The following is an 11,648-nucleotide window of genomic DNA, read 5'->3' as shown; positions in this document are numbered from 1 at the left end:
GCCCGAATCCCAGCGACACTGCCAGAACCACGGAGCAAAGGGTCTTGACGATCTTGCCCATAACATCGGGCAACTGGAATCTGGATTGGAACACTATGCTAACTCTTCGCTGCTGTTGGACTGGCCGGGGCTCGGACCCAGTGGACTTGAAAGAGAAATCTAGTTTGTCAGGGTTACCAATCAGTTTATTCCGGCCTATGGGTTTATGCATTTCTGTGCATTTGCGAGAAATTTCCGTAGCTTCGTCCCGTTTCGAACAGCGGACGCGAAGCAGAGGCCGGCTTAGTTCTGGATATGCTGGTGCGCAAAAGCCTGCATTTTTGCATCCAGCATCTCCCAGTCGGGCAGAAGTTCGGATGAGAATCGATAGAGCAGCGTAAGGTCATGGCCGACATGGATGTCGCGCTGGCAATCCGCCGTGGTGGGCTTGGCATCGGCTGGTGGCAGGAGGCAGCGGACGACATAGGCTTCGCCAGTCCTGGTCATGCCGGTCAGCACGGCCTCGTTGCTGAATCCTGATTTTGGATCGAGATGATGGAGGATCAGCCCCGCTGGCCCCGCCTGCGGATCGCCGGTGAAGAGGCGGCTATAGATCGGGCCTAGCCGACCTGACATGTCGCGCGACATGACGCTCTGCGAAAATTCAATGAATATAAGGTCCTGCGAGCCGGACGGGTCGGAAAAACGGCCGTTGGAACTGGCCGTATAGCCATCGAGCTCCGGCCAGGAGAGATRGACGCTGACCGCATCCGCCTGGCCGTCATGCCGCTGGTTTTGGAAGCGGATCATATTTGCCGGCAGCGCCAGCACGTCCTGGCCGACGACGATGTGGATGCGTTCGCGCGACTCGGTATGGTCGTCCATCGCGAGCCGGTCGCCGTAATATTTGCCGGCCACGGTCAGCGCTGCAGTCAGCATCGCGAGCAGGCCAATCAAAGCTGTGAGTTTCAGTAGAAACCCATTGGATAAAAGCGGCAACGCCTTATCATCAGTCTCATCGCTCGCCATAGCAGCGTCCGGGGAAAGGTTAACCGTACGTATTCTGAACCAGCCTTGCCTGTGCCAGGCTGGAACAGTTGAGCTTGGCACGAAGGTTGCTGCTTATCGTCAAAACAATCGACGCGTAGAGTACTGTCATGATGTCTGGTGGTGACGTTTTCATATGCCTTGTGGTCGGCCTTGCCGTGCCACTGGCGATTCTCGATGCAGCGCGAACCATGCTGGAAGGCCTGCCGGAGCAGGGCGCCGGCTTTCAGATCGAGCGGCGGTGGACGCCTTGGCTGCTGGCGCTGCTCGCCGGACCAGCGCTGCTGTTCGACCGGGTCGCGGAAGGATGGCGCGAAGGCGGCTATAGCCGCAGCGATATTTTGAGCGGCGCGCTCATCACCGCCGGCTGGGCGACGATCTACGGGTTTGTTGTGCTGCAGGTGGTGCATTTCCTGGGCGCATGACAGCGCACGATAACAAAAAGGCCGGCCCCGGGGACGCGGGGCCGGCCAGACAGGGCCGGTCGGGACGGGGATTGGGGACGTGACCGGTCCTTTAATTGTTCAGCAGCAAGATCCCAATTGACCTTCCGCCACTATTCCGCGCTGCCGATGGCCGGCGAGTGATCGTCCTCGATCTTGACCCACTGGCCGGAATTCTTGACCGACTGGCGCTTGAGATAGGTGTATTCGGTGTCCGACCAGAGCAGCACCTTGTTGCGCATATTGTCGAGAATGTAATCGCCGCGATCGGTGCGCACCGTGAGCACGGCGTGGCCGTCGCCATTGGGCTGCAGGACGACGGTGATCAGCAGATTCGCGGGCGAGAAGCCCTGCTGCTGCAACAACCTGCGCTTGAGCAGGACATAGTCTTCGCAGTCACCGACGGTTTTGGGATATTCCCACTTTTCCTCGACGCCATAGATTTCCATGTCGGTCTCGGGCTGGATCGTGCTGTTGACCTTGTAGTTCACTTGCAGGAGCGTCTTCCAGCGGGCTTCCGTGAGCTCGATCGGGCCGGGGTCGGCGCCGTTGCTCAGGCACTCCTTGGGATATTCCTGGCAGAACTGGTAGTGGCCGATCGGCGGATTGGTGCGTCCGAGCGTCATCATGTTGGGCGAATAGGCATATGCAGTATTGGCTGCTGCGCCAAGTAGAATACAAGTGTAGAGTCCCGTCACGATGCTTTTGATCTGCATGTTCTTGTCTCCCCGTGATGCTGAGACAATGACACACAGTTTTTTATCCGACGCGAAAAACAACCGTAAAATCAAGTATTAAATTGAATTGCATAAATATAAAACGATAATCTATTTTGAATAATACTTTAGATTCATTTTATCTTCATTTGAATTTCATTCGAAGAGAATTCGCCTCAAATTGTCGGAGCAATTGATGCGAATTTGAGTGAAAGGCGTTTAGCACGCTGAAAAACATGGATATTTTTTCAAGCCCAGTTTTGCGGGATGTCACATGCCGCTCGCTTTTTTGCCCGTTGCTGTTGCTTTGCAAAAATCGCGATTATGAAAGGATGGGCCGTGTGACCTGCCGCGAGGCATTTTGTGGCGATGAAGCGTTATTGGCCGCCGAAAAAATGTTGAATCTTTTTTTGATGGCCGCGGCGGAATCGTGGCGCGATTGGGCTGAAATGATGGCTCTACGGCTCAAACTGGAACAGTCGATATCGTCGCCACGAATGGAAAGGCCGGCGCGAGGCCGGCCGATACAGTCCGAAAGCCGGTAAAGCTTATCGATAAGCTTCGAAACTCTCTCGGCTCAACTGGCTCAGGAATTCGATCGCCACGCCTTCCTGGAAATGACGAACAACGCGGCCGCGCATGTTGCCGAGGCGGACCGGCGTGCCCATGGCGGGACGGACTTCGATCTCGACCGCGGCGCCGGACATGGAAAGGTCGATGATGCGGCAAGGATAGACGCGGCCATCGTCGAGGCCGAGTTCCGACCGGGCCGAGCGCGGCGCGATACGCTCATGCCGGCGGTCTTCCGGCAAGCCGAGTTCCTGCTTGTTGGCAAGCCAGGTCAGCTGTGCGGCGAGCTTTTCACGTTTGCGTTCGGTCGCCTGCAGCGAGACGATGAAGCCGTGATCGACAAGCTTGACCACCGCACCTTCAAGACGGCCGATATGATCGACATAGGCAATGATGCGCTCGCCAACCTGCGGGAAGGCCGTGCATTGGAAATGGATGTCGCCCGGCGACATGTCGATGGCCTTGCAATCGAATTCCGACAGGTCCGCAAGCATCAATCGTCCTTGCAGGTTGACGACCACGCGCTGAAAGGCACGGGTATCAACCATGGGCGTGGAAGCTGCAGCAGTCTGGAATGCGGGCATGTCATGGCTCACTCTTCATGGGCAACCCAATTGTAATCGGCGCGGCGTTAACAAAGCGTGTCGCCGACGTTTCAATTCTGTGTGTGAAGAGGGCCAAAATGGCACGATTGTCGCGCCGGTTTGCCAGCGCGACAATCATTAGCAGATTGACAATTATCAACTGCTAAATATCGAGGTTCTCGGCAAACGCCGCACGTTCCTGGATGAAGCGGAAGCGGGCCTCCGGCTTGGTGCCCATCAGGCTGTCGACTGCGCCGCGCGTGCCTTCGAAATCCACCTCGTCGATCTCGACGCGCAACAGCGTGCGACTCCTGGGATCCATTGTGGTTTCCTTGAGCTGCTGTGCGGTCATTTCGCCGAGGCCTTTGAAGCGGCCGACCTCGACCTTGCCGCGACCGGTGAATTCCTTCTCCATCAGCTCGGCGCGATGCAGGTCGTCGCGGGCATAAAGCGTCTTGCCGCCCTGCGTGATGCGATAGAGCGGCGGCACGGCGAGAAAGAGATGGCCCTTGCGGACGAGGTCGGTCATTTCCTGGTAGAAGAAGGTGATCAGCAGCGAGGCGATGTGGGCGCCGTCGACATCGGCATCGGTCATGATGACGACGCGGTCGTAGCGCAGGTCCTCTTCGCGATATTTCGTGCGCGTGCCGCAGCCGAGCGCCTGGATCAGGTCGGAAATCTGCTGGTTGGCGCCAAGCTTCTCCCGGCCGGAGCTGGCGACATTGAGGATCTTGCCCCGCAACGGCAGGATCGCCTGGTTGGTACGATTGCGCGCCTGCTTGGCCGAGCCGCCGGCCGAGTCGCCTTCGACGATGAAGAGTTCGGCGCCGTCGGCGGTATTCTGCGAGCAATCGGCGAGCTTGCCGGGCAGGCGCAGCTTGCGCACTGCAGTCTTGCGGTTGACTTCCTTTTCCTTGCGGCGGCGGAGCCGCTCCTCGGAACGCTCGATCACCCAGTCGAGCAGCTTGTCGGCTTCGTTGGGATTATCGGCAAGATAGTGGTCGAAGGGGTCGCGGATGACGTTTTCGACGATGCGTTGTGCTTCGACACTTGCCAACCGGTCCTTGGTCTGGCCGACGAATTCGGGCTCGCGGATGAAGACCGAGAGCATGCCGGCGGCGGAAATCATCACGTCGTCGGTGGTGATGCCGGCGGCACGCTTGTTGTTGGTGAGTTCGGCATAGGCCTTGAGGCCCTTGGTCAGCGCGATGCGGAAACCGGCTTCATGCGTGCCGCCCTCGGGCGTGGGGATGGTGTTGCAATAGGAATGCAGCATCATGTCGCCGCCATACCAGGTCACGGCCCATTCGATCGAGCCATGGCCGCCGGATTTTTCCGTCTTGCCGGCGAAGATCTCGCGGGTGACGGTGAATTCCTTGCCGATCTGGGCGGCGAGATAATCCTTGAGGCCGCCGGGGAAGTGGAACACCGCCTTGTCGGGCACATCCGTGCCTTCGACCAGTTCAGGCGTGCAGGACCAGCGGATTTCGACGCCGCCGAACAGGTAGGCCTTGGAACGGGCCATGCGGAAGATGCGGCCCGGGTCGAACTTGGCATGTGCACCGAAAATCTGCGCATCGGGATGAAAGCGCGTCCGCGTGCCGCGGCGATTGTGCACTTCGCCCAGTTCTTCGAGCGGCCCTTGCGGAATGCCGCGGGAAAAGCGCTGGCGATAGAGCCGCTTGTTGCGGGCAACCTCGACCTCGACGAAATCGCTGAGCGCATTGACGACCGAGACGCCGACGCCGTGCAGGCCGCCGGAGGTCTCGTAAGCCTTGCCGTCGAACTTGCCGCCAGCATGCAGCTTGGTCATGATCACTTCGAGCGTCGACTTGCCGGGCACCTGCGGATGGTTTTCAACCGGGATGCCGCGGCCATTGTCGGTGACGGTCAGATATCCCTCGGCGTCGAGATTGACATCGATGAAGTTGGCGTGGCCAGCCACAGCCTCGTCCATGGAGTTGTCGATGACTTCGGCGAACAGATGATGCAGCGCCTTTTCGTCGGTGCCGCCGATATACATGCCCGGCCGCATGCGCACCGGTTCCAGCCCTTCGAGCACGCGAATCGAAGATGCGCCATAGTCCTCGCCGGATTTATCCGCTACGGGCTGGATGGGGGCGGGTGCCGCTGCCTTGGCCGGTATCACGGTCTGACGCTCCGGTTTGGGGGCTTCGGGCATGTCGTCGAAGAGATTCAGGGCTTGGCTCATCTGTTCCAGTTCGGAGATCGTTGGTTCCGCGAATCACATGATTCTGCCAGAAGGCTGAGAGTTCGCGAATAACCAGGAAACTGCGTTAGCAAGGCTCCATTGGCAAGATGCCAGCCGGGCTCTATCGGGAAAGGGACGCGATGTCCACAATTGATATGATCCGCCGGCTCGCTGCAGCCGCTCTTATCCTTGCTCTTCCTGCATATGGGGCCACGGCGCTGGAGCTCAAGAGCTATGAGGACGACCTGTTCGCCTATCCCGGCATCCTGGCCCAGGAGGATGGCGGCGCCTTCATCACCGTCGACTACAATAAGAAGCGTGACATCTACGGCCGCGACGAGATCCCCGAGCATAAGGTCAAGGGGAAATATGTCTCGCTCGGCGTGACATGGTCGCAGCACTATGAGACGGTGGAGAATGCCGGCCACAAGGTCGATGTGTTCCGCGTTGGAAAACTGCCGACGGCAAAATTCGCCGTCATCTTCATCCATGGCCGCGGCGGCGACCGCAAGCTCGGCGCCAATGATTATACGTTCGGCGGCAATTTCAATCGGCTGAAGAATCTCGCCTCCGACAATGGCGGCGTCTATTTCACTGCGAGCGCCAAGGATTTCGAGGATCGCGGCACCGGCGACGTTGCGGCACTGATCGATTATATCCACGCAAACGCGCCGCATGCCAAGATCGTGCTGTCCTGTGCGTCGATGGGAACGCTGATCTGCTGGCGGCTGACCCGCGACGCCACGGTTGTCGGCCAGCTATCCGGCATGATGATCATGAGCGGCATTTCCGATCCCAATTTTCCAAAAACCGCCGCCTACCAGGCGAAGCTGCCGATGTTTTTCAGCCATGGCTCGATTGATCCGGTCTATGCGGCCACAGACCAGATCAAGCTCTATAAATCGCTGTTCGCGGAGAACTATCCGACGCGTTTCGTGCTGTTCCAGACCGGCAATCATGGCACGCCGATCCGCATGACGGATTGGCGCGACAGCCTCAACTGGATTTTCCGTGTCTCAGGATGAACGCAGCAGGACCTTGGTCGAATTCACCGCCGCCGAAATCTGCTGGTAATGCGCATAGCGGAGTTCGGAATTTTCGCTCGAGCGCAGCAGCTGCGTCGCCGCCTCGTCGATAACCTTCTGCGCCTTGGCCATGGCCTCTGGCTCCGCGGCGCGACGGATGGCGGTGTAGTGGCGGCGCGAGCGGAAGCGGGGATTGGCGTTCGCTGGTGCGTCCAGCTTCGGCTTCGACGAATCCTGGTAGGTGTCGACGATGCGGCCGAGCTTGCCGCCGGCCTTTTTCAGGATGCGCTTGACGTCGCGGTATTCGCTGTTGTCCGGGAGCGACGCCGCCAGCATGTCGATGCCCTGGCGAAGGCAGTCGATGCGGTAGGCCTCGTCATAATGGCCGCATTCCTTGCGGATCGAATTCAGGTCGAGGACCACCTTGTGCGTCATCGTCGCGCTGAGACGAACGCCGACCTGGCTGTCGGTCGAGTGATCGTTGCCCCCAGTTTGCCCGCCTGGATGGTCGACCGACTGCGCCAGGATCAGCGGCGCGAAATCCGGCACGCCGACCGGGAAGTCGCCGGCCGTGTCGGTGGCACCGGCCGGATTCGTTGTCGGCATGATGGACGCCGCCGCCGGCGCAACGTCAAAAGCTGCAACAGAGACCAGAAGTGCTGCTCTCAAGGCAATATCCGCGGATTTCTTCCACATGTCCGATAAGTCCCCTGAATTGGCTACTGGACGGTCTCGCCGAACGCCAGCCGCAAACTGCGTTGCGTGCCCTTGCCGATATTGCCGTCAATGCCGCCTGCATAGAATTTGTTTTCGGCCAGCAGCTGCTGCAGCGCCTTGCGGGTCGCAGGCTTGAACTGGTTCGGCCGTTCGGTCAACTGGTCGAGCACGTCCTTCACCCCCGAGCGCAGCGACGCATAGAGATAGCGGGCGGCATCATCGGATGTCTTGCCCTTGATCACGCCATCATCGATCAAAGAGGCGACGTTGTACATGGCCTGCGGATGGCGCATGTCGGCGGCCTTGAGGAAAAGCTGGATGCCTTTGGCCTGGTCGCGTGGCAGGCCGGTCGCGCCCTGATAATAGAGGAAGCCCAGATCGTTGAGTGCATCGGCAAAACCGAGATCGGCCGCTTTCCGGTACAGTTCCAGCGCTTTGGCAAAATCCTGGTTCGTGCCGATACCCTTTTCATAGAGTTTCCCGAGTTCGAACATCGCTTCCGCGTCACCCTTCATCGAGGCGCGGGAAAAGAGATCGAAGGCGCGTTCCGGCTTGAAACGTGATTTATCCGGTGCCAGCGACATATAGGCGAGACCGATCATCGCACGTGTATTGCCTGCATCGGCGAGTGACGCGAGCTGCAGTTCCTGATCGGGTTTGAGCGCGCTCCAGGCGGCTTGCCGGTCGCTCAGCGARGCGACATTGAGGTCCGAACCGGCGAGGAAATAGGGCGTGCTGGACAGCGAGCCGTAGAAATGCGGCTCCTGCTTGTTCGTCGTCTCGGCCATGACATCGTCGCGCACCTTGCGGAACATCATGCCRATTTCGACATTGCGGGCCGGCAGCTCGTTGAGCAGCGCCTGGGCGAAGGGGCTGTGGGCGCCGTCGCCGTCAAGCGCGACCTCGCCATCCTTGGCCGAATAAACGACCATCATGCCGCGGTCGACCGAGGGCGTCGCCAGGCCGCCACTGCGCAGCTTGGTGACCTCGCCGGTCTGGTAATTCGCCGAGGTTGCCTTGGCGACCTCCTGAACCGGCCAGTTGGCGAAAGGATTGTTGCGGCAGGAATCGAGGATGACGATCCTGAGCTTGCGAGCGTTTTCCACCGATTTCAGCAGCATTCTGAGCGTGATCGCCTGCGAGCCGATTTCCTCGGGCTTGGTGATCTTGAGGTCGACGGGAATCAGGAAGTTCTCGCCGTTGAGTTCGACGCCGTGACCGGCATAGTAGACCATGGCGATATCGGCCGTCTCGGCCTGGAAGGAAAACTTGTTGATGGTATCGACCAGCGAGGCGAGCGGCTGGTCGATCGAGGTATGGACGTCGAAGCCGAGCGTCTTGAGTTTGTCGGCAATCGCGGTGGCGTCGCTCACCGTGTTGGCCAGGCCCGGAATATTCTCGTATTTCGCCATGCCGATGACAAGCGCGATGCGCGGGCTGGCTTCCGCCGCAATCGCCGCGACGAAGAGAAAGAACGTTGCCAGCAATCCCATAGCAAGCCGGGTGGGGCGGGAGAGGGCACGCATAGCCAGTGTTCCTTTATCGACGGCGGATGTCGGCCGATATTCGATTGATATTGAAATCTATGAAAGGAGTACGGTCAATGCTTCTCATTTATTCTATGCGCTTATTCTTATGCACCGGATTGCGTTTTTGCCAAGGCGCTGATGCCCTTTGGGAAGTTTTGCTTGCGATATTTTTCTGGGTTCTGATACAGGCTGTGACACTTTAATCAAGGAGGGCAACAATGACACCGGATGTGCGTCCGCTGGTCGCCGGCAATTGGAAGATGAATGGCCTGCGCCAGTCCTTGCCGGAATTGAAAGCCATGGCCGAGGGAGTAGGCCCGCTGTCGTCGAAGATCGACACGCTGATCTGCCCTCCCGTGACGCTTCTTTATGTCGCGACGGCGCTTGTCACCGACAGCCCGCTGAAGATCGGTGCGCAGGACTGCCACCCGCAGATATCAGGCGCTTTCACCGGCGAAGTGTCGGCCGAGATGGTCGCCGACAGTTTCGGCACGCATGTCATCGTCGGTCATTCGGAACGCCGCATCCTGCAGGGCGAGACCGATACACTGATCCGTGCCAAGGCTGAGGCCGCGCATGCCGCAGGGCTCGAAGCGATCATCTGCATCGGCGAGACCGAGGCCGAACGTACCGCCGGCGCCACACTCGACGTGCTTCTGGGTCAGTTGGCCGGTTGCGTGCCCGACGCCGCTACCGCCGCCAACACGGTGATTGCCTATGAGCCGGTCTGGGCGATCGGCACGGGTGTTACGCCCACGGTGGCCGATGTCGCCGAGGCGCATGCATTCCTGCGCGACCAGTTGCGGTCACGGTTTGGCAAGGAAGGCGGGAAGATGCGATTGCTCTATGGCGGCTCGGTCAAGCCCGCGAATGCTGCCGAACTTATGGCGGTCGACAATGTCGACGGCGCGCTGATCGGCGGGGCAAGCTTGAAATCCTCCGACTTCCTCGCCATCTGCGGGGTCTATGAGAACCTCATCTCCTGAGGTTTTTACCATCGATTGAATCTGCGCTCTGGGGCTTTCAAATTGTCAAAGCCTCGTGTAAGAGCGCGCCAACTGTGAGCTCATGTCCGGCAAGATCCGGGCGGGAATGGATGTATGCAGACCGTTTTGATCGTGATCCATCTGATGATCGTGCTGGCGCTTGTCGGCGTCGTGCTAATCCAGCGTTCCGAAGGCGGTGGCCTCGGCATCGGCGGTGGATCGGGTTTCATGACGGCACGAGGTGCTGCCAATGCGCTGACCCGCACAACGGCGATTCTCGCTGCTTTGTTCTTCGCCACCTCGCTGGCGCTCGGCCTTCTGGCGCGCTACGAAGCGAAGCCGAGCGACATTCTCGACAAGCTGCCCAGCACGACCCAGGGCGACAAGAGCCTGTTGAATTCGCTCGGCGGCAAGAAGCCGGACGAAAAGAAGACCGAACAGAAGCCGGCCAACAACAACGACATTCCGCTGACCGGCGACAACACCGACACCAGCACGCCCGCCGACACGAAGACGGACAGCAAGCCGGCCGACGTGAAGACCGAGACGAAACCGGCGGACACCAAGACCGAGGTCAAGCCGGCTGACACCAAGACAGACGTGAAGCCGGCAGACAACGCAACAACGGTAAAGCCGGCGACGACGACGACCGATCAGAAGCCGGCAACGGCCAAGTGATTTCCCGGGTTGGGATGAAAAACCGGCGGGCTTGACCCGCCGGTTTTTTGTTGGATTTGCGGCAACGCAATTTTTGGAAAAACAGCCCGTGTTCAATTTAAGTCTGGCGGAATCAGCCGGGACGAATTAGGGATTAAAGCCCATGGCGCGATATGTTTTCATCACTGGCGGTGTGGTTTCCTCTCTTGGTAAGGGGATTGCCGCCGCCGCTCTTGGAGCGTTGCTCCAGGCCCGTGGATATAGGGTTCGGCTCAGGAAGCTCGATCCTTATCTGAATGTCGATCCCGGCACGATGAGCCCAACGCAGCACGGTGAAGTGTTCGTCACCGATGACGGCGCCGAGACCGACCTCGATCTTGGTCACTACGAGCGCTTCACCGGTCGCTCGGCGACCAAGACCGACAACATCACCACCGGTCGCATCTACAAGAACATCATCGACAAGGAGCGGCGCGGCGACTATCTCGGCGCCACCGTCCAGGTCATTCCGCATGTGACCAACGAGATCAAGGATTTCGTCACCGAGGGCAATCAGAGCTACGATTTCGTCATCTGCGAAATCGGCGGCACGGTCGGCGACATCGAGGCCATGCCGTTCATCGAAGCGATCCGGCAGCTCGGCAACGACCTGCCACGACACACCGCTGTTTATGTCCATCTGACGCTGATGCCGTTCATTCCGGCGGCGGGCGAGCTCAAGACAAAACCCACGCAGCATTCCGTCAAGGAATTGCAGGCCCTCGGCATCCATCCCGACATCCTGCTTGTGCGCGCCGACCGGGAGATTCCCGAAGCGGAGCGCAAAAAGCTGTCGCTGTTCTGCAATGTGCGGCCGTCTGCCGTTATCCAGGCATTGGACGTGCAGAGCATTTATGACGTGCCGATCGCCTATCACAAGGAAGGCCTGGACGACGAGGTTCTTGCCGCCTTCGGTATCGAGCCGGCGCCGCAGCCGCGCATGGAGGCCTGGGACGAGGTGGCGCGCCGCATCCGCAATCCGGAAGGCACCGTCACGATCGCCATCGTCGGCAAATATACCGGCCTCAAGGATGCCTATAAGTCGCTGATCGAGGCACTCTATCACGGCGGCATCGCCAACCAGGTCAAGGTCAATCTCGAATGGATCGAATCGGAGATCTTCGAGAAGGAAGACCCGTCGCCC

General features: G+C 59.3%; 12 protein-coding genes. 6 read left to right on the top strand and 6 right to left on the bottom strand.

Features of this window, described 5'->3' with window-relative positions:
- Nucleotides 1-282 precede the first annotated feature (282 nt).
- Entirely contained in the window at nt 283-1,008 is a 726-nt protein-coding gene (locus AC1D06_RS39580) for a hypothetical protein (protein WP_477990994.1), read from the bottom strand.
- A gap of 128 nt (nt 1,009-1,136) precedes the next feature.
- On the opposite strand from AC1D06_RS39580, the gene AC1D06_RS39575 reads away from it, so the two are divergent.
- Entirely contained in the window at nt 1,137-1,451 is a 315-nt protein-coding gene (locus tag AC1D06_RS39575; protein ID WP_477990993.1) for a DUF6949 family protein, read from the top strand.
- 131 nt (nt 1,452-1,582) lie between these two features.
- Here AC1D06_RS39575 and AC1D06_RS39570 read toward each other — a convergent pair whose 3' ends face one another.
- Complete coding sequence (locus AC1D06_RS39570) at nt 1,583-2,185, bottom strand: transglutaminase-like cysteine peptidase (RefSeq protein WP_477990992.1); 603 nt, start codon at nt 2,183-2,185, stop codon at nt 1,583-1,585.
- Nucleotides 2,186-2,421: 236 nt separating this feature from the next.
- On the opposite strand from AC1D06_RS39570, the gene AC1D06_RS39565 reads away from it, so the two are divergent.
- Complete coding sequence (locus AC1D06_RS39565) at nt 2,422-2,730, top strand: hypothetical protein (protein WP_477883581.1); 309 nt, start codon at nt 2,422-2,424, stop codon at nt 2,728-2,730.
- Between the two features lie 3 nt (nt 2,731-2,733).
- Here AC1D06_RS39565 and AC1D06_RS39560 read toward each other — a convergent pair whose 3' ends face one another.
- Complete coding sequence (locus AC1D06_RS39560; RefSeq protein ID WP_477883580.1) at nt 2,734-3,339, bottom strand: PilZ domain-containing protein; 606 nt, start codon at nt 3,337-3,339, stop codon at nt 2,734-2,736.
- Nucleotides 3,340-3,502: 163 nt separating this feature from the next.
- Nucleotides 3,503-5,551, bottom strand: coding sequence for a DNA topoisomerase IV subunit B (gene parE, locus AC1D06_RS39555; protein WP_477990991.1), 2,049 nt, complete (start codon nt 5,549-5,551; stop codon nt 3,503-3,505).
- Between the two features lie 140 nt (nt 5,552-5,691).
- Between parE and AC1D06_RS39550 the strand changes: the two genes are divergently transcribed.
- Nucleotides 5,692-6,576: an alpha/beta hydrolase gene (locus AC1D06_RS39550; RefSeq protein ID WP_477883577.1), complete on the top strand. Its 885-nt coding sequence runs from the start codon at nt 5,692-5,694 to the stop codon at nt 6,574-6,576.
- Here the strand turns inward: AC1D06_RS39550 and AC1D06_RS39545 are convergent.
- Nucleotides 6,568-7,182 (bottom strand): hypothetical protein, encoded by a 615-nt coding sequence (locus AC1D06_RS39545; RefSeq protein ID WP_477883576.1) that lies wholly within the window; start codon nt 7,180-7,182, stop codon nt 6,568-6,570. The genes AC1D06_RS39550 and AC1D06_RS39545 overlap by 9 nt on opposite strands.
- A gap of 113 nt (nt 7,183-7,295) precedes the next feature.
- On the bottom strand, nt 7,296-8,819 hold the full coding sequence (locus AC1D06_RS39540) for a caspase family protein (protein WP_477883575.1): 1,524 nt from the start codon (nt 8,817-8,819) through the stop codon (nt 7,296-7,298).
- Nucleotides 8,820-9,040: 221 nt separating this feature from the next.
- Here AC1D06_RS39540 and tpiA point away from each other — a divergent pair, with 221 nt between their 5' ends.
- The 3 genes from tpiA to AC1D06_RS39525 form a co-directional block, all read left to right on the top strand.
- Nucleotides 9,041-9,808, top strand: a complete 768-nt coding sequence (tpiA, locus tag AC1D06_RS39535; protein WP_477990990.1) for a triose-phosphate isomerase — start codon at nt 9,041-9,043, stop codon at nt 9,806-9,808.
- 114 nt (nt 9,809-9,922) lie between these two features.
- Entirely contained in the window at nt 9,923-10,486 is a 564-nt protein-coding gene (secG, locus tag AC1D06_RS39530; RefSeq protein WP_477883571.1) for a preprotein translocase subunit SecG, read from the top strand.
- Nucleotides 10,487-10,628: 142 nt separating this feature from the next.
- Nucleotides 10,629-11,648, top strand: a 1,020-nt coding sequence (locus tag AC1D06_RS39525; protein ID WP_477990989.1) for a CTP synthase, incomplete at its 3' end; no start/stop codon positions are given.

The sequence above is a fragment of the Rhizobium sp. P2_G2 genome (genome assembly GCF_056403555.1).
Note: the sequence above shows the minus strand (reverse complement) of the source record. Positions and strands in the feature narration are given on the sequence as shown.

Coding starts and splice junctions, on each gene's coding strand:
- AC1D06_RS39565 (WP_477883581.1), top strand. CDS start 2,422: ATGGATATTTTTTCAAGCCCAGTTTTGCGGGATGTCACATGCCGCTCG.
- AC1D06_RS39550 (WP_477883577.1), top strand. CDS start 5,692: ATGTCCACAATTGATATGATCCGCCGGCTCGCTGCAGCCGCTCTTATC.
- AC1D06_RS39560 (WP_477883580.1), bottom strand. CDS start 3,339: ATGCCCGCATTCCAGACTGCTGCAGCTTCCACGCCCATGGTTGATACC.
- secG (WP_477883571.1), top strand. CDS start 9,923: ATGCAGACCGTTTTGATCGTGATCCATCTGATGATCGTGCTGGCGCTT.
- AC1D06_RS39570 (WP_477990992.1), bottom strand. CDS start 2,185: ATGCAGATCAAAAGCATCGTGACGGGACTCTACACTTGTATTCTACTT.
- AC1D06_RS39575 (WP_477990993.1), top strand. CDS start 1,137: ATGATGTCTGGTGGTGACGTTTTCATATGCCTTGTGGTCGGCCTTGCC.
- parE (WP_477990991.1), bottom strand. CDS start 5,551: ATGAGCCAAGCCCTGAATCTCTTCGACGACATGCCCGAAGCCCCCAAA.
- tpiA (WP_477990990.1), top strand. CDS start 9,041: ATGACACCGGATGTGCGTCCGCTGGTCGCCGGCAATTGGAAGATGAAT.
- AC1D06_RS39545 (WP_477883576.1), bottom strand. CDS start 7,182: ATGCCGACAACGAATCCGGCCGGTGCCACCGACACGGCCGGCGACTTC.